Raw genomic sequence first — 25,373 nt, 5'->3', positions numbered from 1 at the left:
CAGATAGCTATCACCGTGAGACGCATTGCTTGAGCGTCACCGAGGACAAAGCCCTCGCGTGAACCGGCTAGGGTTTCCTGCCAGAACGCATAGGTTCGCCCGCGCGGGGGGGGGGGGGCGATTTCTATGCCCTCCAAATTCGCCCTCCAAGTCGCCGGTTTCGCTTCGCCATTTTGGCCTTCGTCCGCCGCCGATCTCCGACGGCCCTAACGAAGACCACGAAAGGCCGACCCATGCGATCCGATCTCGCCGTTCTGCCGCCGCGCTTTCTGCGCACCAAGGAAGCCGCCGAATTCCTCAGCCTGTCCGCCCGGACGCTCGAAAAGCATCGGACCTACGGGACCGGCCCGAGCTACCGCAAGCTCGGGGGCCGTGTCGTCTACGCAGTTGACGATCTCGAAGCCTGGGCCGCCCGCGGCGCCGTCACCTCGACCTCCGATCCGCGTGGGCAGGTGTTGCCGGCGAAGCGCCAGGCGCTGCCTGTCGTGTCGCAACCCGGCCGGTACGCACGCTGATCGCGGGCGGTTCCGTTCATGACGGTGCGGCGTCGATCCCTTTCGGAGCGCGGGCAGCTCGACCTGTTCCGGGCGCTCCCAGGCGACTTCGCGCCACGAGACGCGCAGGATCTCATGGCATATCCCTTCTTTTCCCTCTCCAAGACCCATCGCGTCGCACCGATCGACTTCGCTGCCGGCAACGTGACGATCCGGGTCGAGGCTGTCCCCGATCACGGCATGGCGACCATCTGGGACGCCGATATCCTGATCTGGGCCGCAAGCCAGATCATCGAAGCTCGCGATGCGGGGCTTCGCACCTCTCGGCTCATGGCTGCCACCCCATACGAAATCCTCACTTATGTCGGGCGAGGCACCGGCTCGCGCGACTATCGGCGACTGAAGGCCGCGCTCGACAGGCTCCAATCGACCACCGTTTCCACCTCGATCCGCCAGCCGGCCGAAGGCCGTCGCCATCGCTTCTCGTGGATCAACGAGTGGCAGGAACGCACTGACCGAAACGGCCGTCCCGATGGCATCGAGCTGATCGTGCCGGACTGGTTCTACCAGGCTGTCCTTGACGACGCGCTCGTGCTCACCATTGACCGCGCGTATTTCGATCTGACCGGCGGACTTGATCGTTGGCTCTACCGACTGGTGCGGAAGCATGGCGGACGCCAGCGCGATGGCTGGCGGTTCGATTTCCGCCATCTCCACCAGAAATCCGGCAGCCTGTCGCCGTATAAGCGCTTCGCATTCGAACTGCGCGACATCATCCGGCGCCAGCCACTGCCCGGCTACACCCTCTTCCTGGAGGCGGAGATCGGCGGCCGCATCCTGCTCGCATTCGAGCCGGCCACGCCTTGTGGAAAAACAGTGGACGGCCTCGTGCTATCGGGAACCCGCACTCACGTGCTATCGGGAACCCGCGGCTCGTGCTATCAGGAACCCAAACAGGCTGTAACGCTTGGAAATCAAAAGCGGAATCGTGCCCTTAACTTAGAGTCTAACAAAGATTCTAACCTTGAAGAGCGCGCGCGCGATGTGGAAAACCTCATCCGCGACACCGCCAGAAGCCTCAGCATCGCCGCCAGGAAGAGCTCCCCACGACAGGAGCCGAAGCCTGATCCCGCTACGACTTTCCATAAGGACGGTTCTGAGGCGTCCGCAGATCGCGATGCGTCCCAACTTCCTCTCGATCCGCCGGGAGGACGCCGATGATCGTCGCCCTCCTCAATCAAAAGGGAGGCGTCGGCAAGACGACGCTTGCGCTACACGTTGCCGGCGAATTCGTCCGGCGGGGAAGGCGCGTCACCCTGATCGACGCCGACCCGCAAGGTTCGGCGCTCGACTGGTCGCAGCAGCGCTCGCGCGAGGGCCTCCCACGCGCCTTCGGCGTCGTCGGACTTGCGCGCGATACGCTCCACCGGGAAGCGCCCGAACTTGCCCGTAACGCCGACATGATTGTGATCGACGGACCACCGCGCGTCGCCGGCCTCATGCGCTCCGCACTTCTCGCCGCTGATCTCGTCCTGATCCCTGTGCAACCGTCTCCGCTCGACGGATGGGCCTCGGCGGAAATGCTCTCCCTCCTCGCGGAGGCCCGCATCTACCGACCCCAACTTGCCGCCCGTTTCGTCCTCAATCGTTGCGCCGCACGCACCGTCATTGCCCGCGAGACGGCCGAGACGCTGGCCGATCACGATCCGCCGGTGCTCGCCGCCACCATCGGCCAGCGCGTCGTATTCGCCGACGCGGCGCAGACCGGGCGGCTCGCCTCGGAGATCGCTGGCGACAGTCCCGCCGCCCGCGAGATCACAGCGCTGGTGACCGAGATTTCGCGGCTCGGTGTCGGGAGGATCGTGCCATGAGCGAGCGACTGACCCGCCGAGGTTTCGCGTCCCGGCCGGTTGACCCAGAAGGCTGGATCAAGGACGGCGATACACCGCCGGGCGGCAGGGGCGTGTCCGCTGCCTGCACCGCCCGGCTGACCATCGACATCACACCGGAGTTGCGCGGCCGCATCAAGATCGCCGCCTTCCGGCGCGGTGTGACCGTCGCCGACATGCTGCGCGATCTGCTCGCGCGCGAATTCCCACCCGCGGAAGGAGACATTCCATGACCGGCATCGCGGCCCACCGCATGCGCGGCGGCCTGGCGCCGGCCGTGCAATCCCGGGACGACCTGACTTATGTCGAATTGACGTGGATCGAGAAGAAAATCGGATACTGGATCAGGTTCGGGCGCGAGACGCAGCAACAGATCCTCGATGGCCACAGGCGCATCGTCTCGTTCCTGCCGAACACCGTCTTCGCGTTCGTCCGCTGGGCGGCAAACGACTTCGGCACCGTCATCTCGCGCATCGACATCGTGCGGGCGGTCGCACCGGGCAGCGCCTATCAGACGCTACCCTTCGTGCGCCCCGGTGGCGAAATCCTGCTGAAGATTGAAAGCTGGCCGAAGGTCGAAGACGTGCTGCGGCACATCGATGCAATCGAGGCCGCCCGCATCGACCCGTGTGACGTGGCGCCCGATCACTGGCGCCATGTCGCCCATCGGATGAGCATCGGCGAAGCGCCGCACCCTTATTCGATGGAGCGCCATCGCGCGTGGCTTCGGCGGCGGGAGATCGAAGGATGACCCGCCTTCGCTACGCCATGGTGACGACGGCCGCCGTGATCGGCGTGACCGTTTCAGCTTTCGTTTCAATGCCGCTCAAGCTGGTCTGGAACGCTTCCGCCAGCTTGCCGATCGGCTTCTACGGCATCGCGCCCGCCGAACGGCTCGAGGTCACCGATCTGGTCGTGGTCATGCCGCCCGAGCCGCTCGCCGCCTTCATGGTCGAGCGCGGTTATGTCGGGCCTGATGTACCCCTCCTCAAGCGCGCCATGGCGCTGCCCGGACAGCGCGTGTGCCGCCACAGTCGCGCCGTCACCGTGGACGGCGTGCTGCTCGGCGAGGCACTCGACCACGACAGCCGTGGCCGCGATCTACCGAGCTGGCAGGGCTGCCGACGCGTTGCGAACAGCGAAGTCTTCCTCATGAACCCGGAAGCCCGCGACAGCCTCGACGGGCGCTACTTCGGCCCGCTTCCCGCTTCGGTGGTCATCGGCCGGGCCACACCTCTCTACACCGACGAAGAGGGCGACGGCCGCTTCTTCTGGCGCGCGCCGACGCGGTGACGGCGCGTCCATCCCGTACTCACCGCGAAACCCACGGAGACCACAACCATGGCACAGATCGGCCAATTCACCCGCACCGAACGCGCTTTCGAGGGGCACCTGAAGGCGCTCGGCCTTGACGCTGAACTTACCCTCGTTCCAGCCGAACCTTCGAAATCCGGGAACGCTCCCGATTATCGCGTTCTGCTCGGCGACGAAGAGGGCTTCGACATTGGAGCAGGCTGGACGCATGTCGGCGACCGCGCCGGCGAATACGTCTCCATCGAGATCGAAAGCCCACTCTTCGCGCGACCGCTCCGCGTCAATCTCTTTCGCTCGGGCGGCGATAGCACCGTCTGGGGTCTGCACACCAACCCCCCTGCGAAACAGCGCAAGGAGGACTGAATGGTAGCGCCCCACAACCCTGCCGGCGTCGGACGGTCATCCACCATCCGGCGCTCAGCGCTCTTTTTTTTCCTTTCCGGCCTGGCCTTGATCGCAGCCGCAACGCCTCCAGTCATGGCGCAAGCCGCGCCGCCGGTGGGCGCCGCGTCTGTCGATCCGCATGCGGTGCACATCACCGAGGCGTCGCAGCGTTTCGGCATTCCGGAAGCATGGATCGTCGCCGTCATACAGGCCGAAAGCGCGGGCGATGTGCACGCCGTGTCGTCGGTGGGCGCGATGGGCTTGATGCAGGTGATGCCGGATACCTGGGCCGAACTTCGCACCCGCTACGATCTCGGTCGCGATCCCTACGAGCCGCGCAACAACATCCTCGCCGGCACCGCGTATCTGCGGGAAATTTGGGAGCGCTACGGCGACGTCGCCGCGATGCTCGCCGCCTACAATGCGGGTCCGGCGCGTTACGACGAGCATCGCTCGACCGGCCATCCGCTTCCCGCCGAAACACGCGCCTATGTCGCTCTTCTCGCTCCTCAGCTCGGTGTTGGATCACGGTCGCCGCACCCTGCGACGACACCACCACGGCAGACCGATTGGCGCGACGCACCGCTCTTCGTCGTGCGCTCGGGCGACAGCCATACCGCCAATCTCCGTGCAGACGGCGGTGCATTGGGTGACCGCCGCTCTCCCGTTCCGGCGAACGGCATTGACGCCGTCGGAATGGAGGCTGCTTCCATTTTTCTCGCCGGCGACGGCAGCGGGAGCCGGCAATGAAGGCATCCCCGTGCATTCGCATCCTGTCGTACCCCAGCGTGTCATGGATGGTGTGGGGAGTGGCGGCAGGCGTCACGACCGAAGGATGGCAGGATAAAAGGGCGCACGGTGCGCTTCAGTCGGGCGGTTGTTTTTGTTCATGTTTCTGGCGCGTTCCGCACCGTGCGGCGCTGGCGCGCACCGTGCGCCTCGCGCCCATCCTCCTGAATTTCCTTACTGTCTTGCACCGTGCGGGGCGTCGCCATGTCCGATGACCGCGAGTTCCGCATCCGTCCAGGGCGCATCCGTTCGACCCGGGCACAGCAGGCCCGGCCGTTCATCGCGCAGGCGCTGGCTGCCGCGAAGAAGGCAGGCGGCGGCGTCTCGCGATCCGGCCGCGTCGTCTCCGGCAACCGATCCCGCTTCGGACGCGGCCAGCGCGCAAGTATTCAGGCCAATCGCCTCATCACATCCCGCACGCGCGGCGCGGTCGTGAAGGCGCGCGTGGTTCGCCATTCCGCGCGATCAGCGCCGCTCGGAACGCATCTCGACTATCTGCGCCGCGACGGCGTGACTCGCGACGGGGAAAAAGCGCGGCTGTTCGGACCGGGGACGGAGGATGCGGAAGATCGCGCGTTCGCTGAGCGCAGCGGTGATGACCGGCATCATTTCCGGTTTATCGTCTCGCCAGACGATGCCACCGACATGTCCGATCTCCGATCCTTCACCCGCGATCTCGTCGTGCAGATGGAGAAGGATCTCGGAACGCGCCTCGACTGGGTGGCGGTCGATCACTGGAACACGGCACATCCGCATGTCCATCTTATCGTGCGCGGCGTCCGCGATGACGGGCAGGATCTCGTGATCTCCCGCGACTACATCAAGGAAGGGATGCGTGACCGGGTGCGCGATCTCATTACCCAGGAGCTGGGGCCCCGCACCGACCTTGATATTCGGCGCTCGCTCGAAAGCCAGATCAAGGCGGAGCGCTGGACGCAACTCGACCGACAGCTTGTCCGCGACGCCGGCAAATCAGGCATCATTGATCTCGCCCCGCTCGCCAACCGCCAGCCGGACGAGTTCCATGCGCTCAAGGTTGGGCGGCTGCGCACTCTGGAAGTCCTCGGCGTCGCCGGTCAGGTCGGCCCGGCGCAGTGGTTCATCAACGACGAGGCCGAAACCGTCCTGCGGCAGCTCGGCGAGCGCGGCGACATCATCAAGCGCATGCACCGTGCTCTGACCGAACGCGGCATCGAACGCGGCTCGGCCAGCTATGTGCTCGCGGCGGAGAGCCTCGACGTTCCTGTCATCGGGCGTCTGGTCGAGCGCGGCCTCGACGATGAACTGAAGGGCACGGCCTATGCTGTGGTCGACGGCGTGGATGGCCGCACCCACCACATCAAGTTTCCGCATCTCGACGCCGCCGGCGATAGCTCGCCCGGTTCGATCGTCGAACTTCGCACCTATGAGGACGCGCGCGGTGAACGCCGCGTCGCGCTCGCCGTTCGCTCCGATCTCGATCTTCAGCAGCAGGTCTCCGCGCCGGGCGCGACCTGGCTCGACCGGCAAGCCATCGCCCGCGATCCCGTGGCGCTCTCCGAAGGCGGCTTCGGCGCCGAGGTGCGCCATGCCCTCGAACAACGAGCCGGCCATCTGGTCGAGGAGGGTCTCGCCGAGCGTCAGGGCGGACGCACCGCCTTCGCACGTCGGCTGATCGATACGCTTCGCAGACGGGAACTGGATGCCCTCGGCGAGAAGCTCTCCGCCGAAACCGGGATGCCGTTCAACCGCGCTGGCAGCGGCGAGTATGTCGCCGGGTCCTATCGCCAGCGCTTCACGCTCGCCTCCGGCCGCTTCGCGATGATCGATAACGGCCTCGGCTTCCAGCTCGTGCCGTGGTCGCCCTCTCTCGAAAAGCAGATCGGCCGCCACGTCTCCGGCGTCGCTCGCGACGATGGCGGCGTCGATTGGGACTTCGGCCGCAAGCGCGGGCTCGGCCTCTAACCTCGACCAGAAAGGATCATCGCCATGTCCGCGACCAAAATCCTTTGGGGACAGATCGTTGTCGTCTTCCTCATCATTCTCTCGACCACATGGGGCGCGACCCAATATGTCGCGTGGAGCCTCGCGTTTCAGGCGCAGCTCGGTGAGCCGTGGTTCCGGCTGTTCGGAATGCCGGTCTACTATCCGCCGGCCATCATGTGGTGGTGGTACTTCTACGACGCCTACGCGCCGGGGATCTTCGCCACCGGCGGGATCATTGCCGCATCCGGCGGATTCATCGCCATCGCCGTCGCGATCGGCATGTCTGTCTGGCGCGCGCGGGAGGCGAAGAACGTCGCCACCTATGGCTCGGCGCGGTGGGCGGAAAAAGCCGAGGTCAAGGCGGCAGGGCTGCTTGATCCCGATGGCGTGGTGCTCGGCCGCTACGCCCATGAGTATCTTCGCCATGACGGGCCGGAGCATGTGCTGTGTTTCGCGCCCACGCGGTCAGGCAAGGGCGTCGGCCTCGTCGTACCCTCGCTTCTGACCTGGCCGGGCTCTGCCATCGTTCACGACATCAAGGGCGAAAACTGGCAGCTTACCGCCGGCTTCCGTTCGCACCACGGACGCGTGCTGCTGTTCGACCCGACGAACCCTAAGTCATCGGCCTACAACCCGCTGCTCGAGGTCCGCCGCGGCGAATGGGAAGTCCGAGACGTCCAGAACATCGCCGACATCCTGGTCGATCCGGAGGGGTCTCTGGAAAAGCGGAACCACTGGGAGAAGACCAGCCATGCCCTGCTGGTCGGTGCGATCCTGCACGTCCTCTACGCCGAGAAGGACAAGACGCTCGCCGGCGTCGCCGCGTTCCTCTCCGATCCGAAGCGACCGATCGAGTCGACGCTGGCCGCCATGATGAAGACCGCACATCTGAGGAAAGCCGGTCCGCATCCTGTTATCGCCAGCGCCGCGCGGGAGTTGCTCAACAAATCCGACAACGAGCGTTCGGGCGTGCTCTCCACCGCCATGTCGTTCCTGGGCCTTTACCGCGATCCGGTCGTGGCAGAGGTCACGCGGCACTGCGACTGGCGCATCACCGACATCGTGGGAGGCGAGCGGCCGACGACGCTCTACCTCGTGATCCCGCCCTCCGACATCAACCGGACAAAACCACTGATCCGCCTGATCCTCAATCAGGTCGGCCGCCGCCTGACCGAGGACTTGCAGGCGAAGACCGGCAGGCACCGGTTGCTGCTCATGCTGGACGAGTTTCCGGCCCTGGGGCGCCTCGACTTCTTCGAGAGCGCTCTCGCCTTCATGGCCGGCTACGGGCTCAAGAGCTTCCTCATCGCACAGTCGCTGAACCAGATCGAGAAAGCCTATGGTCCGAACAACTCGATCCTCGACAACTGCCATGTGCGCGTCAGTTTCGCCACCAACGACGAGAGGACCGCGAAAAGGGTCAGCGACGCGCTCGGCACCGCAACGGAAATGCGGGCGATGAAGAACTATGCCGGGCATCGGCTCTCGCCCTGGCTTGGCCACCTGATGGTGTCGCGCTCCGAGACGGCCCGCCAGTTGCTGACGCCGGGCGAGATCATGCAGCTTCCGCCAACCGACGAGATTGTCATGGTCGCTGGCACGCCGCCGATCCGGGCGAAGAAGGCTCGCTACTACGAGGACGACCGCTTCACGGAGCGCGTTCTGCCGCCGCCCGAGCTGACCCGGTCCGAGCTTACCCATCCAGACGACTGGAGCAGCTTGCCGATCCCGGCGTCCGCAATGCAGGATGAAGATCCGACCGAATCCGAACGCCGGCAGCAGCCCGAACTCAGCCGCGTGAAACCTCTCGAGAAAAAGCAGCCGATCGACAACGAGTTCGAGATCGAACCGCCCGACGATATTGACGAGGACGCAACACGTAACCAGCGCCTGACCCGGCTCGTGCAGGGTGTCGCCCGGCAGGTTTCGCTCGACCCCAATGACGGCATGGAGTTGTAGGCGTCATGACGGCTCGTATGAAGAAGCGGAAGGTTTCCGTCTACGTCGACCCGGATGTGATGAGGATGCTCGCCGACTACGCAGCACGCCGGGAGCAATCGCAATCCATGATCGCCGAGGCTGCCATCGCATCGTTTCTGTCGCCGGATGACGCAGAGCGCAGGGAGGCGCTGATCACGAAGCGCCTCGACCAGCTCGACCGCCGCATGACCCGGATGGAGCGCGACGTCGGGATCGCGGTCGAGAGCCTGGCGGTGTTCATCCGGTTCTGGCTGAGCACGACGCCGGCCCTGCCGGAACCTGCCGCCCAGGCTGCGCGCGCCGAGGCGGGCAAACGTTATGAGCGATTCGTGAGCGCCCTCGGACGCCGCCTCGCACATGGTCCGAAGCTCCGGCAGGAGATTTCCGAGGACGTGGGCGAAACGCAGGCATGACGGCAGGAGCCTGCCATGGGATCGCGTGACTCTCGATCAAGATCGGCGCGTCACCGCCGTTCTCCTGTATTTGCACGCCACACTACTACTACGACCAAATCTTGTTGAACGGGCCTGATTTCGGGCTCTTTTAATCATCCCCGATCCGGGGATCATCTGTTGCGTCCCCGCGAGAAACGGGGACGAAATGGCAACCACTCACCAGAGACAGGAAGCGATCCGGCGCGGCGCGCGCATGCTGCGCACCGCGCTCGGACCGGCTATCGCGCGGTTTCTGGAAGACCCCGCTGTGGTCGAGGTCATGCTGAACCCGGATGGCCGCATCTGGGTTGATCGGCTGTCGGAGGGTCTGGCCGATACGGGCGAGATGATGTTAGCCGCCGATGGCGAGCGCATCGTCCGCCTCGTCGCTCACCATGTCGGCGCGGAGGTCCATGCGCGAGCCCCGCGTGTCTCGGCCGAGCTTCCCGAGACCGGCGAACGCTTCGAGGGGCTGTTGCCGCCCGTCGTCGCCGCGCCCGCCTTTGCCATCCGCAAGCCGGCCGTCGCTGTCTTCACGCTCGATGACTACGTGGCCGCCGGCATCATGACCGCCGATCAGGCCGCAACGCTGAGCGCGGCTGTTCAATCCCGTGCCAACATCCTGGTCGCCGGCGGCACCTCGACCGGCAAGACGACGCTGACCAACGCGTTGCTGGCCGAGGTGGCGAAGGGTGCCGATCGCGTCGTCATCATCGAGGACACGCGCGAACTGCAATGCGCTGCGCCTAACCTCGTCGCGATGCGGACGAAGGATGGCGTCGCCACGCTTTCCGATCTCGTCCGGTCTTCGCTGCGCCTGCGCCCCGATCGCATCCCCATCGGCGAGGTGCGCGGCGCCGAAGCCCTCGACCTGCTCAAAGCCTGGGGCACCGGCCATCCGGGCGGCATCGGCACCATCCATGCCGGCTCCGGCATCGGCGCACTGCGCCGCCTCGAGCAGCTCATCCAGGAAGCGGTCGTGACGGTCCCGCGCGCGCTGATCGCCGAGACCATCAACCTCGTTGCTGTGCTGTCTGGCCGCGGTTCCGCGCGCCGGCTCGCTGAGTTGGCCCGCGTCGACGGGCTCGGCTCCGACGGCGATTACCGCATCACCCCCGCAACCCAAGCCTCCAACTCGACAGGAGAACCGACATGATCCGATTCCTTTCGCGCGGCCGCCAACGTGTGGCAACGGCCGCCACCGCCGTCGCCATCAGCGTGATGCTGGGGCCCGCCGCCCGCGCGTCAGGCTCGTCAATGCCGTGGGAAGCCCCGCTGCAATCGATTCTTCAGTCCATCGAAGGGCCGGTCGCGAAAATTGTTGCCGTCATCATCATCATCGCGACGGGCTTGGCGCTCGCCTTCGGCGACACAAGTGGAGGCTTTCGCCGCCTGATCCAGATCGTGTTCGGCCTGTCGATCGCCTTTGCAGCGTCGAGCTTCTTCCTGTCCTTCTTTTCGTTTGGCGGCGGAGCGCTCGTCTGATGGCGACCGCTTTCGAACACCTCGACGCGGTGCCGGGATTTTCGATCCCGGTCCACCGGGCGCTGATCGAACACATCCTGCTCGGTGGCGCACCGCGCTCCATCGCAATCATGAACGGCACGCTGGCCGGCGCCGTGGGCCTCGGCCTGCGCCTCTGGCTGGTCGGAATCGCCATCTGGGCCATCGGCCATTTCGCGGCCGTCTGGGCGGCGAAGCGCGATCCGCTGTTCGTGGAAGTCGGTCGCCGGCATCTGCGCATCCCCGGTCATTTGTCGGTGTGAGGGCGCGAGCATGATGAATCTTGCCGAATATCGCCGCACCGCCACCCGTCTCGCCGACTATCTGCCTTGGGCTGCATTGGTCGGCCAGGGCGTCGTGCTCAACAAGGACGGCTCGTTCCAGCGCACCGCGAAGTTTCGCGGGCCTGATCTGGATTCCGCCGTCGCGGCCGAACTGGTCGCGGTCGCCGGCCGCATCAACAACGCCTTCCGGCGCCTCGGCTCTGGCTGGAGCATTTTCGTCGAGGCGCAGCGAAGCGAGGCGGCGACCTATCCCGAGAGTACCTTTCCCGACGCAGCATCGGCGCTGGTCGATGCCGAGCGCAAGGCGGACTTCGAGGACGAAGGCACGCATTTTGTATCGGGTTACTTCCTGACCTTCCTGTTTCTGCCGCCCGCCGAGGACGCCGCCCGAACTGAGGCCTGGCTCTACGAAGGCCGCGAGAAAGCGGGTGTGGACGCGTGGGAGATCCTGCGCGGATTCTTGGATCGCACTGACCGCGTCCTGGCGCTGCTCGACGGCTTCATGCCGGAATGCACTTGGCTCGATGACGCCGGGACGCTGACCTACCTGCACTCTACCATCTCGACCAATCGCCATCGCGTGCGGGTACCGGAAGTTCCGATACATCTCGACGCGCTGCTCGCCGATCAATCGCTGACCGGCGGGCTGGAGCCGCGCCTGGGCGACCGGCATTTGCGCGTGCTGACCATCGTGGGATTCCCGACCGCGACGACGCCCGGCCTGCTCGACGAGATGAACCGGCTGGCATTCCCCTATCGCTGGTCAACCCGCGCGATCCTGCTCGACAAGGTAGAGGCCACCCGGATTCTCACCAGAATTCGCCGGCAATGGTTCGCCAAGCGCAAGAGCATCGCCGCGATCCTCAAAGAGGTGATAACCAGCGAACAATCAGCGCTCGTGGACACCGATGCGGCGAACAAAGCCGCCGACGCCGACATGGCCTTGCAGGAACTTGGGCAAGACGTGGCGGGCATGGCCTACGTCACGGCCACCGTCTCCGTCTGGGATGCTGATCCGCGCCTTGCCGATGAGAAGTTGCGGCTCGTCGAGAAGATCATGCAAGGCCGCGACTTCACGGCCATGATCGAGACCGTCAACGCGGTTGATGCATGGTTGGGAAGTCTCCCAGGACATGTCTACGCCAATGTCCGACAGCCGCCCATCAGCACATTGAATCTCGCCCACATGATCCCCCTCTCCGCCGTGTGGGCGGGGCCGGAACGGGACGAGCACTTCGGCGCACCCCCGCTGCTTTACGGCAGGACCGAAGGCTCGACCCCGTTCCGGTTGAGCATTCATGTCGGCGACGTGGGCCATACCCTCGTCGTCGGCCCGACCGGTGCCGGCAAGTCCGTGCTGCTCGCGCTCATGGCCTTGCAGTTTCGCCGCTATGAGCGCTCTCAGGTCTTCGCCTTCGACTTCGGTGGCTCGATCCGTGCGGCGGCGCTCGCGATGGGCGGCGACTGGCATGACCTGGGCGGCGGGCTGACCGAAGGATCGGACGCTTCCGTCTCGCTCCAGCCGCTCGCGCGCATCCACGACACTTATGAACGCGCATGGGCGGCGGACTGGATTGCCGCCATCCTCATGCGCGAGGGCGTCGCCATCACGCCCGAGGTGAAGGAGCATCTCTGGACGGCGCTGACCTCGCTCGCCTCCGCGCCCGTCGAGGAACGCACAATCACCGGCTTGAGCGTGCTGCTTCAGTCGAACGACTTAAAGCAGGCATTGCGTCCGTTCTGCGTCGGCGGTGCCTATGGCCGGCTGCTCGACGCCGAGGCCGAACATCTCGGCTCGTCCGACGTACAGGCATTCGAGATCGAGGGCCTTGTCGGAACCGGCGCCGCGCCCGCCGTGCTTGCCTATCTCTTCCATCGCATCGGCGACCGGCTCGACGGGCGGCCGACACTGCTCATCATCGACGAAGGCTGGCTGGCGCTGGACGACGAGGGGTTCGCCGGCCAGCTTCGCGAATGGCTGAAAACGCTGCGCAAGAAGAACGCCAGCGTCATCTTCGCCACGCAAAGCCTGTCGGACATTGACGGAAGCAATATCGCACCGGCCATCATCGAGAGCTGCCCGACGCGGCTCCTGCTGCCGAACGAACGCGCCGTCGAGCCGCAGATCACCGCGATCTATCGCCGGTTCGGCCTCAATGACCGCCAGATCGAAATCCTCGCGCGCGCCGTCCCCAAGCGCGACTACTACTGCCAGTCCCGGCGTGGCAACCGCCTGTTCGAGCTCGGCCTGTCCGAAGTCTGCCTCGCGCTCTGCGCCGCATCGTCCAAGGCCGACCAATCGCTGATCGCCAGCCTCGTCGCCGAACACGGCGCCGACGGATTCCTCGCCGCCTGGCTCAAAGCCCGCAACGTCGGCTGGGCGGTCGATCTCATTCCCAACTTCCCGACACCCATTCCCCAGCCCGAAAAGGAGCCTCAACCATGATCATCCGCCGTTTCCGCTCGCGCGCCGTTCTCGTGGCCGCCACCTTCCTTGCTGCGCCGCTCGCGCTTTCGCCAGTCCTGACTTTGCCGGCCTTCGCGTGGCGGATCGTCTTCGATCCCAGCAACTATGCGCAGAACGTGCTGACCGCCGCCCGGACGCTGGAGCAGATCAACCACCAGATCACCTCGCTTCAGAACGAGGCGACCATGCTGATGAACCAGGCCCGCAATCTGGCGAGCCTGCCGTTCTCCTCGCTTCAGACCTTGCAGCAGAACGTGCAGCGCACGCAGCAGCTCTTGAGCCAGGCGCAGAACATCGCCTTCGACGTGCAGCGCATCGACCAGGCGTTCCAGCAGCAATACGGCAATGTGTCGATGTCGGCGACGGACCAGCAGCTCTTCGCCGATGCCCGTGCCCGCTGGCAGAACACGGTGGGAGGCTTGCAGGATGCCATGCGCGTGCAGGCAGGCGTCGTCGGCAACATCGACACCAATCGCACTCAGATGTCGGAGCTCGTTGGCCGGAGCCAGAGCGCGACCGGCGCACTTCAGGCGACGCAGGCCGGCAACCAGCTTCTGGCGCTCCAGTCGCAGCAGCTCTCCGACCTGATCGCGTTGCTTGCCGCCAACGGCCGTGCAGGCGCGCTCACCGAGGCGGAACGTACGGCGGCTGCCGAGCAGGGGCGCATCCAACGCGAGCGGTTCCTGACGCCGGACGCTGGCTACCAGCCCGGCAACGCGCAGATGTTCAACGGAAACTGAGGGCACCGCTATGGACGGCAAGATGCTGACCCGGCTCGGCGCTGTCGTGTTCGTGGCCGCGGCCGTCACGGCCGCGGTCATCGAGATGACCCGCAAGGAGGAGATGCCGTCATCGTCGCCGGCGCGCCTTGTCGAGCCCGAAAACGACCCGCTGCGCGAGGGTCAGCGCCGTTGCCAGCAACTCGGGCAGCAGGCGGCCGGCGATGCAGACTGCCTGCGCGTCTGGGCCGAAACCCGTGATCGTTTCCTCGGTCGCTCGCCCGCACCTGCCGCTCCGCTATCGACAGAAGGGCGATGAAGCATGGGCGGCGCGGGTGTCATTGATAATTTTCTCGGGGTCTTCACCCGCTACATCGACTCGGGCTTTGGCCTGCTCGGCGGCGAGGTGGCGTTCATCGCCACCACGCTCATCGTCATCGATGTGACGCTGGCCGCCCTGTTCTGGAGCTGGGGCGCCGATGACGACATCATCGCACGCCTCGTCAAGAAGACGCTGTTCGTTGGCGTTTTCGCTTACCTGATTTCCAACTGGAACAACCTCGCGGAGATCGTCTTCCAGAGCTTCTCCGGCCTGGGTCTGAAAGCCTCCGGCACGGGCTTCTCTGCGCAGGATCTGATGCGCCCCGGCATGGTCGCCCAGACCGGCCTCGACGCCGCCCGGCCGCTGCTGGAGTCCATTTCCGACCTCATGGGCTGGATCGCCTTCTTCGAGAACTTCATCCAGATCGCCTGCCTGCTCTTCGCCTGGGCGCTGGTCATCCTTGCCTTCTTCATTCTGGCCGTACAGCTCTTCGTGACGCTGATCGAGTTCAAGCTGTCCACCTTGGCGGGATTCGTCCTGATGCCGTTCGGCCTCTTCGGCAAGACCGCCTTCATGGCTGAGCGCGTCTTGGGCAATGTCATTTCGAGCGGCATCAAGGTGCTGGTGCTTGCCGTCATCATCGGCATCGGCTCGACGCTCTTCAGCCAGTTCACCGCCGGTTTCGGCGGGCAAACTCCGACCATCGATGACGCCATGGCTGTTGTCCTGGCCGCACTTTCCCTTCTCGGCCTCGGTATATTCGGACCTGGCATTGCCAGCGGCCTGGTCTCCGGTGGACCGCAACTCAGCGCAGGCGCCGCGGTTGGTACAGGCCTTGCGGTCGGCGGTGCGACCCTTGCTGCGGGTGGAGCGGCCGGTCTGGCCGCGAAGGGAGGATCTGCGGCCCTTTCCGGCGCAGCGGGCGCCGTCCGCGGTGGCGTCGCCGCGGCTGGTGCAGCTTCATCCGCTTACGGTCTCGGCTCCGTGGGACAGACCGGCGCCATCGGCGTTGCTTCCGGTCTTGGCGGCGTTGCTCGCGCGGCCGGATCGGCAGCCGGTTCGCCGCTTCGTCGGGCCGCCACGCGAGCTACAGAGAGCGTCAAATCCAGTTTCTCGGACGGCGTGAAGGGTGGTTTCGGGGCAACCGGCGGCGCCTCGACGATGGGTACGGTCGGAGGTGACGCCACCGGCGACACCTCCCGCAGCACTGCTTCGACGGCTGGACCCACACCGTCTCGTGACGACGCTCCCGAGTGGGCGAAGCGCATGAAACGCAGCCAGGCGATGAGCCACGGCGTCAGCACGGCCGCGCACGCGATCCGCTCCGGCGACAGCCACGGCTCCGGCTCCTCCGTCAACCTTTCCGAGAGTGACCGCACATGAACATCTTCAAACGACCGGCAACGCACTATGGCAAGACGCCGGAACCTGAGACCCCTTATCAGAAGGCCGCACAAGTCTGGGACGAGCGCATCGGCTTGGCCCGGGTCCAGGCGAAGAACTGGCGGCTGATGGCCTTCGGCAGCCTGGTCCTGTCGGCCGGCTTCGCCGCCGCGCTTGTCTGGCAGTCGGCGCGCGGGACCGTCGTTCCCTGGGTGGTGCAGGTCGACAATCTCGGCCAGGCGCAAACCATCGCTCCGGCCACGGCCGACTACCGCCCGACCGACCCGCAGGTGGCATGGCATCTCGGCCGCTTCATCGAACAGGTCCGCTCGATCCCGGCCGATCCCATCATTGTTCGCCAGAACTGGCTTCGCGCCTACGAGTGGACGACGGATCGTGGCGCGGCGGCGCTCAACGATTATGCCCGCGCTAACGATCCCTTTACCAGGGTCGGCCGCCAGCAGGTTGCTGTCGAGGTCTCCAGCGTCATCCGGGCGTCGCCGGACAGCTTCCGCGTTGCGTGGACGGAGCGTCGTTTCGAGAACGGCCAGCTCTCCGCCACCGAACGCTGGACCGCGATCCTGACCGTCGTGATCCAGCTGCCGCGCGACGCCGAACGGCTCCGGGCAAATCCGCTCGGCATCTACGTCAATGCGATTTCGTGGTCGCGGGAGATGAGCCAATGAGCCGGCCGATGATCTGCAACCCCGCCATTCCGGTTTTCCGTAAACCCGCAATCGCGGCTTTGCTCCTTTCTGCAACTATGCTGGGGGGCTGCGCCACTTACAAGCCGCCGGAAATCAGCTACGACGCCAACGTACCGGCATTGCCGGCCGTGCCCGCTTCCGTCACCGACGATCGGCCGCGGCCGTTGCATGTTCCGCCGGCCTGGACGGTCGCGCGCGGTGGCACGGCCGCCGGCACGCCGACCGCGCGTGTCGAGAACGCCAACGCCGCCGCCCGCGTCGAGCCGCGCCGCGAAGGCTACTACAACTCGATCCAGGTTTATCCTTGGAGCGAAGGCGCGCTCTATCAGGTCTATGCGGCTCCTGGGCAGATCAGCAACATTGCGCTCCAACCGGGCGAGAGCCTGACCGGTACGGGGCCGATTGCGGCTGGCGACACAGCGCGCTGGATCATCGGCGACACCGAGAGCGGGAGCGGCGCGACCCGCCGCGTCCATATCCTCGTCAAGCCGACCCGCGCCGACATCACGACCAACCTCGTCGTGACGACCGATCGCCGCGTCTACATGCTCGAGCTGCGTTCCGGCGAGAAACCCTATATGCCCGCCGTCGCCTGGGCGTATCCGCAGCCACCGGCCAGCCAGCCCCAGAACCTTCCCGCCACACCGGTCATTCCGGCCGTCGCCGCGCGCAACTACCGCTACGGTCTTACCGGTGACAATCCGCCGTGGAAGCCGGCCGCCGTTTATGACGATGGCCGCAGAGTCTATGTCGAGTTTCCGCGCGGCATCGTTCAGGGTGAGATGCCGCCGATCTTCGTCCTAGGCGCGAACGGCGAAGCGCAGATCGTCAACAGTCGCATTCACCAGCACATCCTTATCGTGGACCGTCTGTTCGGCGCGGCCGAACTGCGCCTTGGCAGCGGTGACCGCCAGCAGACCGTCAGGATCGTCCGCACGGACGGGAGGGTGAGGAGCGGTCCACTCTCGTGGAGGCGAAGCTCCAGTGGAGCTTCGCAAGCGACGAACGCCGGGAGCCATAGCGGAGGGCAGGAGACATGAGCGAGAGCGAAAACAACACCGCTGCGCCGATGCGGGTTCGCGCCGAACCGCCGCGCGTCACCCGCCTCTCACGCAAGGTGCTCGCCAGCGCGGGCGCCGTCGCGCTAGTTGGCCTGGGCGGCGCGCTGATCTATGCACTCCAGACGCGCGACGCCGGCACCGGTGGCGAAGAACTCTACTCGACCGAGAACCGGCCCACCGCCGATGGTCTTACGAGCCTGCCGCGCGACTATACCGGCCCGCTTCTCGGTCCGGCGCTGCCCGGCGACCTCGGCCGTCCCATCCTCGACGCTCAAAACCGGGGCCAGCCCGTCGTGCCGCCGATCATCACGACTCCCACAGTGGATGAAGCGGAGCAACGCCGGTTAGCCGAGGAGGAAGCTGCGCGAACCAGTCGTGTCTTCTTCCAAACCGGACCAGGCACGACGGCGGCCTCACCTGGAGGCGCGAATACAGCGAACATTTCTGGTATCGATCTGGCCGACCTGAACGGCCAGCCCTTCCAGCAGACCGCGCAGGACCGGCAACTCGCTTTCCTCAATGCCCCTGTCGATCGCCGAACGATGTCTTCGGATCGCGTCATGCCGCCGGCCTCGCCCTATTTGCTTCAGGCTGGTGCTGTGATCCCGGCCGCGCTCATCACCGGCATTCGTTCGGATCTGCCCGGTCAGATCACCGCGCAGGTGACCGAGAACGTCTACGACAGCCCGAGCGGCCGGTTCCTGCTCGTACCCCAGGGCACCCGCATCATCGGCCAGTACGACGACACCGTTCAGTTCGGCCAGCGCCGCGTGCTGCTCGTCTGGAATCGGCTCATTCTGCCCAATGGCCGCTCCATCGTGCTGGAGCGCCAGCCGGGCGCCGACACGCAGGGATATGCCGGCCTTGAGGATGGGGTCGACTATCACTGGTGGGATCTGATGAAGGCCGCAGGGCTGTCCACGCTGCTTGCGATCGGCACGGAGCTGGCAACCAGCGACGAGGACCGCTTAATCCGCGCCATCCGCGACGGGACGCAGGATACAATCAACCAAGCCGGGCAGCAGATCGTTCAGCGTCAGTTGCAGGTCGCGCCGACGCTGACCATCCGACCGGGCTTTCCGGTTAGGATCATCGTGATCCGCGACTTAGTATTCGAACCCTACCGAGACTGACCATGACCAAGCTCAAGCTCGTCTTTTAACCGACAACAAACCCGCAAAGATGATGGCGGAAACTGCCAGCGCCGCTGCCGTCCGCCTATTCCGTTATCTGAACAGTCAAGACGTCTTCTCAATTCTTGCTTGTGAGATAGCGATAGCAACCTTCGGTAACTGATCGAGCCTCCAATCCAGCATCGTTCCGCGTGACCATCATCTTACCGAAGCTCCTCAACGGGAGACTCGATCGGTATGTGGCCGAGCACAGTTGCCTCTACGACTCGGTGGAACCTGAGCACTTGGTCCCGAACAGCGTAAATACTGATTTATCAAACAATATCAAAATCTTGAGTCTGTTTTGCAGAACTAGAGCTGGTGGGCACCATCAGCGCGGCAGACGGCGCAGGTTTCATTTCCTAATCGCTATTTTTTATAAGATAGTGATAATCTGACAATAATATTGACATTTGCCGAGAGCGGTCACTAGGATTGCCTATGTGTTGAATTGAACAACTCGTTGGGAGACATCGTGCCGTCACCGATTTCTGCATCTGATGCCGAGTTCCTGTTATCGGCATATGAGCGGGTTTACCGCATACGCCAGTTCGAGCAGACCGCATTCGATCTCAGTACTAGCAAGGAGCCGAATATCGTCGGCTCGGTGCACCTATGTGCTGGCCAGGAGGCAGTGCCAATTGGTGCCTTGGCTGCACTGGAAGAGCAGGACCGGGTTATCGCCACTTATCGCGGGCACGGATGGGCCTTGGAATGCGGCGTGTCGGCTGAAGGCCTGCTCGCTGAGCTTTGCCACAAGGCGGCAGGAGTAAACGGCGGTCGCAGCGGTTCCGCCTTAGTGACCGCTCCCAATGATCGATTTCTTGGCGAAAATTCCATAGTCGGCGCTGGTGGGCCCATTGCCTGCGGCGCCGCCATGGCGGCCATGCTTGAAGGGGCGAATCGGGTTGTCGCCGTCACCTTCGGCGATGGCGCCACGAGTCAGGGGGCGCTCCACGAAGCTTTCGTTTTCGCAGTCAGCCGCAAACTGCCGGTGATCTTCGTCTGCGAGAACAACGGTTGGTCGGAAATGACGCCGATCTCACGCATCACGAAACTCGATCGCCTCGCGAAGAGGGCGGCGGGATATGGCATTCAAGGGGTTACGATTAATGGCATTGATCCATTAGCCGTGCGGGAAACATTCGCACTCGCTCGCGAGCGCGCAGTGTCCGGCGAAGGACCGGTGTTCATCGAGTGTCGGGTTCCGCGTCTTTGGGGACACTACAATCGGGATATCGAGCACTACAGGCCGAAACAGGAGCGCCAAGAAGCGCAGACCCGTGACCCGCTCTTGTGGATTGAGCAGCGGCTTTGCGAAAGTGCGATAAGTAGCGCAGTTGAACTTGAACTGCTGCGTCAGCGGATCGATCAGGAGTGGGCTGCTGTCGTTGAAAAGGTGCTGGCTCTGCCAGCTCCGGACCCGGAAACGGCTAAGCTTCATGTTGTCGGTCCGCATCGTCCTGTTTTGGCAAATGCCTCAGAAGAGGCGACCGCAGAAGTCAAGGATCTTACCTACATCCAAGCCGTGAACGAAGCCCTGAAGGCAGAGTTGGCGTCAAATCCGAACGTGGTTGTCTATGGCGAGGACGTCGGTCATGCTGGCGGGATTTTTGGTGCTTCTCGTTATCTCCAGCGAGAGTTTGGCGAGGAGCGTGTCTTCGATACGCCGATTGCTGAGGCGGCCATTCTCGGATCGGCGGTGGGGGCAGCGCTCGAAGGAAAACGCCCCATCGTCGAGATCATGTGGGCTGATTTTCTGCTCGTTGCGCTCGATCAGATCATAAATCAGGCCGCCAACATTCGGTACCTGACACAAGGGCGCCGGACAGTCCCTCTGGTGGTGCGCGTTCAGCAAGGCGCAACGCCAGGCTCGACGGCTCAGCACTCCCAGTGTCTGGAAGCCATGCTGAGCCATATTCCAGGCCTGCGGGTCGGTCTGCCGGCGACGCCACAGGATGCGTATAGCATGCTGCGCGCGGCAGTCGCTGATGACGATCCGGTTATCATCATTGAGTCTCGAGCACTCTACCAGATCCCCACAAGCGTTTCGTTAACCCAATCAGCGGAGCCGGCATTTGGTGCCACTCTGAGGCGGAGCGGTCAGGATGTCGCGCTGGTCGGTTGGGGCACCGTTCTGCCGCTGCTTGAGCAGGCTGCGGCCGATCTTGAAAAAATCGACATATCTGCGGCCGTGCTCGATCTGCGCTGGCTCGCGCCACTGGACTGGGAAGCGGTTTGCGAGACCGTCAGCGCTTGCGGCGGCCGGGTGATAGTGGCGCACGAGGCAAACCATACGGGAGGCTTCGGTGCCGAAGTTATTGCCGGACTAATGGAGCGTCTTCCTCCCGGCTCGGTCCGCTTTTCACGGATCGCTGCTCCGGACGTCCGCATCCCGGCTTCCCCCGTTCTTCAAGAAGCCCTCCTACCGAGCCGCCGAAAGATCGTTGATGCCGCAGCAAGCCTCTTTCGCGCCAATGCGCCGCAGATGGAGAAGGAAAACGCCTGATGAGTGACACTCAACAACCTGCCACTCGCGCACGCATCAATTCTGTGGCGCGTGCGATGAATATTCTGACCGCTATTGCGCGCAGTGAAACTGGCCTCAGTGTCCGGGAGATCGCGGAAACAATCGGCGTCGAGCGGCAGACCGCATATCATCTCGTCCATACGCTGGCCGACATGGGCTTCATTGCACGCGATGAACGGCGCAACTACCGCTTGGGATTGAAGACCGGTGTCCTAGCCGAGGCTTTTCAGCGCCAGTTCTCTGCACCCGATCATCTCCGCCCGCTTGTACGTTCGTTGGCGGCGACTACAGGAGAGACCTGCTATGCGGTTGGCTGGTGGCAAGGCGAGATCGTTACGCTCGACGTGGCGCGCGGTACCAACGCTGTGCGTGCCGCTGAAGTGCCGCACGGGCAATATGAGCATGCGCATGCACGCGCGGCTGGAAAGGTATTGCTGGCTTTCGCTCCTGGCCTCCGTGCCCGCGAGTACCTTGCCGGCAAACCTCTCGTGGCGCTCACGCCCAGCACCCTGACGGACCTCGGAGCGCTTCAGAGCGAGTTCGAGACCATCCGCACAAATGGGTACGCCATCGACAACGAGGAATTTGCGCTGGGCGTGTGCTGCATGGCGGTGCCATTGGAGGCCGGCACCGCACCTTTCGCGATCGCTCTATCTGCGCCTGCCGAGCGGTTCCGCGAATGCAAGCACGAGTACCTCCAAGCACTTAAAGCGCTTGTCGCACAGTGACCGCGCGAACGGAGATTGCAAATATGACAGTTCGTTATTTCAATTGCGATGCGGTGGCCGGGCCATTTGGCAACTACAGCCATGCCGTGATCGTGCCGCCAGGCGCCTCCAGTGTGCATTTGGCCGGGCAAGTTGGTGTCCGCGCCGATGGCTCCATTCCGCGCGATGCAGGAGAGCAGACCCGGATCATCTTCGAGAACATGTCGAAGGTCCTCGAACAGGCCCGCTTCACATTCGCGAATATCATCAAGATGAACTACTTCGTCGTCGATGAAGCGGATCTGATGGCCATCCGCGCTGTCCGCGATTCTTTCATTCAGCCGCCCTATCCGGCGGCATCGCTTGTGCTCGTGAAGGCGTTGGGCCGTTCGGAATGGCGCGTCGAGATCGAATGCATGGCGGCTGGTGTGGAGCCGCCGCAATGAGAAACTCTTTGGACCTTCTTGATCGGCACGCACACTTTCATCCGCAGACCGACCCGAAAGTTCTTGAGCGTGATGGCCCGATCATTTTCGAGCGGGGAAACGGGGTGACGGTCACCGACAGCTCGGGCCGCAGCTACATCGAAGGAATGGCCAGCCTCTGGTGCGCGACGCTCGGGTTTACTAATCCGCGGTTGGCCAAGACGGCCCACGACCAGATCCTGACGCTTGCCAGCTATCATACGTTCAACAGACGCGCCAATCCGCCCGCGATTGAGCTGTCCGAGAAGCTGTTGTCGATCGCTCCGATGTCGGACGGAAAGGTCTCCTTCTGTAATTCGGGATCGGAGGCCGTCGACACGATGATCAAGCTTGCCTGGCTATACCAGAGCGCGCACGGGCGGCCCCGAAAGCGGAAGATCATAAGCCGGCACAATGCCTATCACGGCAGCACCGTAATGGGAGCCACTCTGAGCGGCCTGCCGCACGTACGTGGGGCAATGGCAGTCGAAGACAACGATGTGGTTCTCTTCGCTGCAGCGCCTTACCACTACCGCCAGGCACAAAAGGACGAAACGCCGGAATCCTTCACGGCTCGGATACTGAGCGAGCTCGATGCGTTGATCCAGCGCGAAGGGCCGGAAAATATTGCTGCGATGATCGTCGAGCCGGTTATGGGCGCCGGCGGTGTGATCATTCCTCCCGAGGGCTACTATCGCGACATCGAGGCGCTATTGCGTCGGCATGACATCCTACTCCTGAGTGACGAGGTGATCTGTGGTTTCGGTCGCACCGGCCACTGGTTTGGCTGCCAGGCGTTCGGATTCACGCCCGATATGATGAGCGTGGCAAAGGGTCTTTCCTCCGGTTATCAGCCGATCGGCGCAACGCTCATGAGCGGTGAAATCTATCAAGCCGTGTCGGAGGAAGCCGGGCGGCTTGGCGTCTTTGGCCATGGTTTTACGTATGCCGGCCACCCGGTAACAAGCGCTGTCGCTTTGGAAACGCTGCACATCTACGACGAAATTGATCTGCTAGGGCGCGTGCGCTCCCTCTCCAAGGCCTTTCTTGCGCATCTGCATTCCTTCTCCGACCACGCACTTGTCGGGGAAACGCGCGGCATCGGCATGATTGGCGCCTTGGAACTGGTTGCTGACAAGGTATCGCGGGCGCCATTCCGGCCCAGCGGCCGTGTCGGCGCACGCCTGATCGAGCTTGCTATGGAGCGGGGGATCATCTTGCGCAACCTCGGCGACGTTATCGCGATCTGCCCGCCGCTTGTAATCGAGGAGGCGGAGATCGCCACCTTGTTCTCCCGCCTCTCCGACGCACTTGCCGATCTGCAGAACGAGCTTCTCGCTTCCACTTCTATTGACCGGGAGGTTTCCGCGTGAATTCCGACATTCTCGAGTGCGACGCCACAGAGCAGGCCAGATTAATCGCCGACGGCGAAATCTCGGCAGGCGAGTTGATCGAGGCCAGCATCTCCCGGATTGAATCCTGTGACGGGCAAATCAACGCTGTCACGCAGCGTTTTTTTGACGAGGCGCGTAAGAACGCGGATGGCAGCTTGGTGGATGGTCCGTTCCGGGGCGTTCCCTTCCTTGTGAAGGACTTCTATTGCCATATGAAAGGCAAGTCGACGACAGGTAGCGCGCGCCTCCTGAAAGACAACGTCATCGACCACGATAGCGAATTGATGCGCCGCTATCGGCAGGCAGGCTTTGTGACCCTTGGCAAGACGAACGTGCCGGAAATGGTCTCAGTGGGAACAACGGAGCCGGCTTGGCGCGGCGCGACGCGCAATCCCTGGAATCTCGATCATACGCCGGGTGGATCGAGCGGAGGCGCAGCTGCCGCGGTGGCCGCACAATATGTGGCTGCCGCCCATGCCAATGACGGAGCCGGATCAATCCGTATTCCTGCGTCCTGCTGCGGTCTCTTCGGTCTCAAGCCGTCACGGGGGCGGATCACCCTTGGTCCGGATGTCGGCGAATCGATCGGCGGAATTACTGCGGAGCATGTTGTCACCCGGAGCGTGCGTGACAGCGCTGCAATTCTCGACGCGACATGCGGTCCTATGGCCGGCGATCCCTATGTCGCTCCTCCTCCTCCGCGACCCTTCTTGGAATCGGTACGCAGCCCTCAAGCGGGGTTGCGGATTGCCGTTTCCTCAGGCGCTCCGGATGGAACGTACGTCGCGCCCGAATGCGTAGCTGCTGTCGAGGAGGCGGCGAACCTTTGCCGATCGCTCGGACACCACGTCGAGGAGATCTCCTCGCCGATCGACGGCCCGGGGTTTCGCGCGGCCCTAAGCAACTTCTGGCCGATGACGGTGACCCGCGGCCTGGTCGCGCTTGCGGAGCACCGCGGCACTGATCCCGATGTTCTGGTTCGTGACCTTGAGCCTTTCAACCAGTATCTCTTCTCCAGAGGCATAAACCGCCGAGCCGTCGATTACATCCAGGATCTTGTCCGATTCCAGGGTGTGGCGCGCGTCTTCGGATATTTCTTCGAAAAATACGACATCTGGCTATCTCCCACGCTGCCGTTTGCCCCTCCCAAGCTCGGATATTTCGATGCTGGCACCCTCGGTGGCGAAGAGGCGTGGCAGCGGGTTCTCGATTCCTTTGCCTTCACAGCTCCAGCGAACGTGACCGGATTGCCTTCGGCAAGTATCCCGATGAGTTGGACCGGCGACAACCTGCCGATTGGTGTTCAGTTGACGGCGCGGCTCAACGATGAGGCCAGCCTCTTCAATCTCGCGGGGCAGATGGAGATCGCGAAACCGTGGAGCGGAAGGCGCCCGGAGCTTTAACCAGAATT

26 protein-coding genes are annotated in these 25,373 nt (G+C 64.0%); all 26 read left to right on the top strand.

From position 1 onward, the window contains the following. Nucleotides 1-233: 233 nt before the first annotated feature. The 26 genes from BBX35_RS09650 to BBX35_RS09525 all read left to right on the top strand — a co-directional run bounded on the left by BBX35_RS09650 (nt 234) and on the right by BBX35_RS09525 (nt 25,365). The gene (locus tag BBX35_RS09650; protein ID WP_067219103.1) at nt 234-515 is read left to right on the top strand and encodes a helix-turn-helix transcriptional regulator; all 282 of its coding nucleotides are present in this window, start codon (nt 234-236) and stop codon (nt 513-515) included. A gap of 18 nt (nt 516-533) precedes the next feature. Beyond that, nucleotides 534-1,715 (top strand): replication initiator protein A, encoded by a 1,182-nt coding sequence (locus tag BBX35_RS09645; RefSeq protein ID WP_067219100.1) that lies wholly within the window; start codon nt 534-536, stop codon nt 1,713-1,715. Continuing rightward, nucleotides 1,712-2,365 carry a ParA family partition ATPase gene (gene parA / locus BBX35_RS09640; protein WP_067219097.1) on the top strand — a complete coding sequence of 218 codons (654 nt, stop codon included), beginning with the start codon at nt 1,712-1,714 and terminating at the stop codon, nt 2,363-2,365. The genes BBX35_RS09645 and parA overlap by 4 nt, the downstream gene beginning before the upstream one ends. Further along, on the top strand, nt 2,362-2,616 hold the full coding sequence (locus tag BBX35_RS09635) for a hypothetical protein (protein WP_067219094.1): 255 nt from the start codon (nt 2,362-2,364) through the stop codon (nt 2,614-2,616). Before parA ends, BBX35_RS09635 begins: the two co-directional genes overlap by 4 nt. After that, the gene (locus BBX35_RS09630; protein ID WP_067219091.1) at nt 2,613-3,134 is read left to right on the top strand and encodes a DUF2840 domain-containing protein; all 522 of its coding nucleotides are present in this window, start codon (nt 2,613-2,615) and stop codon (nt 3,132-3,134) included. The genes BBX35_RS09635 and BBX35_RS09630 overlap by 4 nt, the downstream gene beginning before the upstream one ends. Further along, nucleotides 3,131-3,676: a S26 family signal peptidase gene (locus BBX35_RS09625; protein WP_067219090.1), complete on the top strand. Its 546-nt coding sequence runs from the start codon at nt 3,131-3,133 to the stop codon at nt 3,674-3,676. Before BBX35_RS09630 ends, BBX35_RS09625 begins: the two co-directional genes overlap by 4 nt. A gap of 48 nt (nt 3,677-3,724) precedes the next feature. Continuing rightward, entirely contained in the window at nt 3,725-4,060 is a 336-nt protein-coding gene (locus tag BBX35_RS09620; protein WP_067219087.1) for a DUF736 domain-containing protein, read from the top strand. Continuing rightward, nucleotides 4,061-4,831, top strand: a complete 771-nt coding sequence (locus BBX35_RS09615; protein ID WP_067219084.1) for a lytic transglycosylase domain-containing protein — start codon at nt 4,061-4,063, stop codon at nt 4,829-4,831. It begins immediately after the preceding gene. Between the two features lie 243 nt (nt 4,832-5,074). Further along, nucleotides 5,075-6,814, top strand: coding sequence for a relaxase/mobilization nuclease domain-containing protein (locus tag BBX35_RS09610; protein WP_067219083.1), 1,740 nt, complete (start codon nt 5,075-5,077; stop codon nt 6,812-6,814). Nucleotides 6,815-6,838: 24 nt separating this feature from the next. Continuing rightward, a complete protein-coding gene (locus BBX35_RS09605) occupies nt 6,839-8,794 on the top strand; it encodes a conjugal transfer protein TraG (RefSeq protein WP_067219080.1) in 1,956 nt (651 codons plus the stop codon). A gap of 5 nt (nt 8,795-8,799) precedes the next feature. Beyond that, the gene (locus BBX35_RS09600; RefSeq protein WP_067219079.1) at nt 8,800-9,228 is read left to right on the top strand and encodes a CopG family transcriptional regulator; all 429 of its coding nucleotides are present in this window, start codon (nt 8,800-8,802) and stop codon (nt 9,226-9,228) included. Nucleotides 9,229-9,415: 187 nt separating this feature from the next. Further along, nucleotides 9,416-10,405 carry a P-type conjugative transfer ATPase TrbB gene (gene trbB / locus BBX35_RS09595; RefSeq protein ID WP_067219074.1) on the top strand — a complete coding sequence of 330 codons (990 nt, stop codon included), beginning with the start codon at nt 9,416-9,418 and terminating at the stop codon, nt 10,403-10,405. Beyond that, entirely contained in the window at nt 10,402-10,734 is a 333-nt protein-coding gene (locus BBX35_RS09590) for a TrbC/VirB2 family type IV secretion system protein (protein WP_067219073.1), read from the top strand. The genes trbB and BBX35_RS09590 overlap by 4 nt, the downstream gene beginning before the upstream one ends. Continuing rightward, the gene (locus BBX35_RS09585) at nt 10,734-11,015 is read left to right on the top strand and encodes a VirB3 family type IV secretion system protein (RefSeq protein WP_067219070.1); all 282 of its coding nucleotides are present in this window, start codon (nt 10,734-10,736) and stop codon (nt 11,013-11,015) included. Before BBX35_RS09590 ends, BBX35_RS09585 begins: the two co-directional genes overlap by 1 nt. A 10-nt stretch (nt 11,016-11,025) precedes the next feature. After that, on the top strand, nt 11,026-13,482 hold the full coding sequence (gene trbE, locus BBX35_RS09580; protein WP_067219069.1) for a conjugal transfer protein TrbE: 2,457 nt from the start codon (nt 11,026-11,028) through the stop codon (nt 13,480-13,482). After that, a complete protein-coding gene (trbJ, locus tag BBX35_RS09575) occupies nt 13,479-14,243 on the top strand; it encodes a P-type conjugative transfer protein TrbJ (protein ID WP_067219066.1) in 765 nt (254 codons plus the stop codon). The genes trbE and trbJ overlap by 4 nt, the downstream gene beginning before the upstream one ends. Before the next feature lie 10 nt (nt 14,244-14,253). After that, on the top strand, nt 14,254-14,541 hold the full coding sequence (trbK-alt, locus tag BBX35_RS09570) for a putative entry exclusion protein TrbK-alt (RefSeq protein ID WP_067219064.1): 288 nt from the start codon (nt 14,254-14,256) through the stop codon (nt 14,539-14,541). Nucleotides 14,542-14,544: 3 nt separating this feature from the next. Beyond that, on the top strand, nt 14,545-15,927 hold the full coding sequence (trbL, locus tag BBX35_RS09565) for a P-type conjugative transfer protein TrbL (RefSeq protein ID WP_067219062.1): 1,383 nt from the start codon (nt 14,545-14,547) through the stop codon (nt 15,925-15,927). Then, complete coding sequence (gene trbF / locus BBX35_RS09560; protein WP_067219060.1) at nt 15,924-16,613, top strand: conjugal transfer protein TrbF; 690 nt, start codon at nt 15,924-15,926, stop codon at nt 16,611-16,613. The genes trbL and trbF overlap by 4 nt, the downstream gene beginning before the upstream one ends. Then, nucleotides 16,610-17,674 (top strand): P-type conjugative transfer protein TrbG, encoded by a 1,065-nt coding sequence (gene trbG, locus BBX35_RS09555; RefSeq protein ID WP_067219057.1) that lies wholly within the window; start codon nt 16,610-16,612, stop codon nt 17,672-17,674. Before trbF ends, trbG begins: the two co-directional genes overlap by 4 nt. Further along, nucleotides 17,671-18,828: a TraB/TrbI/VirB10 family type IV secretion system protein gene (locus BBX35_RS09550; protein WP_067219054.1), complete on the top strand. Its 1,158-nt coding sequence runs from the start codon at nt 17,671-17,673 to the stop codon at nt 18,826-18,828. The genes trbG and BBX35_RS09550 overlap by 4 nt, the downstream gene beginning before the upstream one ends. 514 nt (nt 18,829-19,342) lie before the next feature. After that, nucleotides 19,343-21,376: an alpha-ketoacid dehydrogenase subunit alpha/beta gene (locus tag BBX35_RS09545; protein WP_208979809.1), complete on the top strand. Its 2,034-nt coding sequence runs from the start codon at nt 19,343-19,345 to the stop codon at nt 21,374-21,376. After that, on the top strand, nt 21,376-22,125 hold the full coding sequence (locus BBX35_RS09540) for an IclR family transcriptional regulator (RefSeq protein ID WP_067219051.1): 750 nt from the start codon (nt 21,376-21,378) through the stop codon (nt 22,123-22,125). Before BBX35_RS09545 ends, BBX35_RS09540 begins: the two co-directional genes overlap by 1 nt. 23 nt (nt 22,126-22,148) lie before the next feature. Beyond that, complete coding sequence (locus BBX35_RS09535) at nt 22,149-22,550, top strand: RidA family protein (RefSeq protein ID WP_067219048.1); 402 nt, start codon at nt 22,149-22,151, stop codon at nt 22,548-22,550. An 8-nt stretch (nt 22,551-22,558) separates the two neighbouring features. Beyond that, on the top strand, nt 22,559-23,941 hold the full coding sequence (locus BBX35_RS09530; protein WP_244271600.1) for an aminotransferase: 1,383 nt from the start codon (nt 22,559-22,561) through the stop codon (nt 23,939-23,941). Then, nucleotides 23,938-25,365: an amidase gene (locus tag BBX35_RS09525; protein ID WP_083206169.1), complete on the top strand. Its 1,428-nt coding sequence runs from the start codon at nt 23,938-23,940 to the stop codon at nt 25,363-25,365. Before BBX35_RS09530 ends, BBX35_RS09525 begins: the two co-directional genes overlap by 4 nt. Nucleotides 25,366-25,373 lie beyond the last annotated feature (8 nt).

Origin of the sequence: Stappia indica, assembly GCF_001696535.1 — a bacterium.
Taxonomy (GTDB): Bacteria; Pseudomonadota; Alphaproteobacteria; order Rhizobiales; family Stappiaceae; genus Stappia; species Stappia indica.
Note: the sequence above shows the minus strand (reverse complement) of the source record. Positions and strands in the feature narration are given on the sequence as shown.

What these genes read in the sequence shown, in the direction of transcription:
- BBX35_RS09600 (WP_067219079.1), top strand. Translation starts at nt 8,800, where the DNA reads ATGACGGCTCGTATGAAGAAGCGGAAGGTTTCCGTCTACGTCGACCCG.
- BBX35_RS09540 (WP_067219051.1), top strand. Translation starts at nt 21,376, where the DNA reads ATGAGTGACACTCAACAACCTGCCACTCGCGCACGCATCAATTCTGTG.
- trbJ (WP_067219066.1), top strand. Translation starts at nt 13,479, where the DNA reads ATGATCATCCGCCGTTTCCGCTCGCGCGCCGTTCTCGTGGCCGCCACC.
- trbK-alt (WP_067219064.1), top strand. Translation starts at nt 14,254, where the DNA reads ATGGACGGCAAGATGCTGACCCGGCTCGGCGCTGTCGTGTTCGTGGCC.
- BBX35_RS09645 (WP_067219100.1), top strand. Translation starts at nt 534, where the DNA reads ATGACGGTGCGGCGTCGATCCCTTTCGGAGCGCGGGCAGCTCGACCTG.
- BBX35_RS09620 (WP_067219087.1), top strand. Translation starts at nt 3,725, where the DNA reads ATGGCACAGATCGGCCAATTCACCCGCACCGAACGCGCTTTCGAGGGG.
- BBX35_RS09610 (WP_067219083.1), top strand. Translation starts at nt 5,075, where the DNA reads ATGTCCGATGACCGCGAGTTCCGCATCCGTCCAGGGCGCATCCGTTCG.
- trbB (WP_067219074.1), top strand. Translation starts at nt 9,416, where the DNA reads ATGGCAACCACTCACCAGAGACAGGAAGCGATCCGGCGCGGCGCGCGC.
- BBX35_RS09535 (WP_067219048.1), top strand. Translation starts at nt 22,149, where the DNA reads ATGACAGTTCGTTATTTCAATTGCGATGCGGTGGCCGGGCCATTTGGC.
- parA (WP_067219097.1), top strand. Translation starts at nt 1,712, where the DNA reads ATGATCGTCGCCCTCCTCAATCAAAAGGGAGGCGTCGGCAAGACGACG.
- BBX35_RS09590 (WP_067219073.1), top strand. Translation starts at nt 10,402, where the DNA reads ATGATCCGATTCCTTTCGCGCGGCCGCCAACGTGTGGCAACGGCCGCC.
- trbL (WP_067219062.1), top strand. Translation starts at nt 14,545, where the DNA reads ATGGGCGGCGCGGGTGTCATTGATAATTTTCTCGGGGTCTTCACCCGC.
- BBX35_RS09650 (WP_067219103.1), top strand. Translation starts at nt 234, where the DNA reads ATGCGATCCGATCTCGCCGTTCTGCCGCCGCGCTTTCTGCGCACCAAG.
- BBX35_RS09605 (WP_067219080.1), top strand. Translation starts at nt 6,839, where the DNA reads ATGTCCGCGACCAAAATCCTTTGGGGACAGATCGTTGTCGTCTTCCTC.
- BBX35_RS09550 (WP_067219054.1), top strand. Translation starts at nt 17,671, where the DNA reads ATGAGCGAGAGCGAAAACAACACCGCTGCGCCGATGCGGGTTCGCGCC.
- BBX35_RS09615 (WP_067219084.1), top strand. Translation starts at nt 4,061, where the DNA reads ATGGTAGCGCCCCACAACCCTGCCGGCGTCGGACGGTCATCCACCATC.
- BBX35_RS09625 (WP_067219090.1), top strand. Translation starts at nt 3,131, where the DNA reads ATGACCCGCCTTCGCTACGCCATGGTGACGACGGCCGCCGTGATCGGC.
- trbE (WP_067219069.1), top strand. Translation starts at nt 11,026, where the DNA reads ATGATGAATCTTGCCGAATATCGCCGCACCGCCACCCGTCTCGCCGAC.
- BBX35_RS09635 (WP_067219094.1), top strand. Translation starts at nt 2,362, where the DNA reads ATGAGCGAGCGACTGACCCGCCGAGGTTTCGCGTCCCGGCCGGTTGAC.
- trbG (WP_067219057.1), top strand. Translation starts at nt 16,610, where the DNA reads ATGAGCCGGCCGATGATCTGCAACCCCGCCATTCCGGTTTTCCGTAAA.
- BBX35_RS09630 (WP_067219091.1), top strand. Translation starts at nt 2,613, where the DNA reads ATGACCGGCATCGCGGCCCACCGCATGCGCGGCGGCCTGGCGCCGGCC.
- BBX35_RS09585 (WP_067219070.1), top strand. Translation starts at nt 10,734, where the DNA reads ATGGCGACCGCTTTCGAACACCTCGACGCGGTGCCGGGATTTTCGATC.
- trbF (WP_067219060.1), top strand. Translation starts at nt 15,924, where the DNA reads ATGAACATCTTCAAACGACCGGCAACGCACTATGGCAAGACGCCGGAA.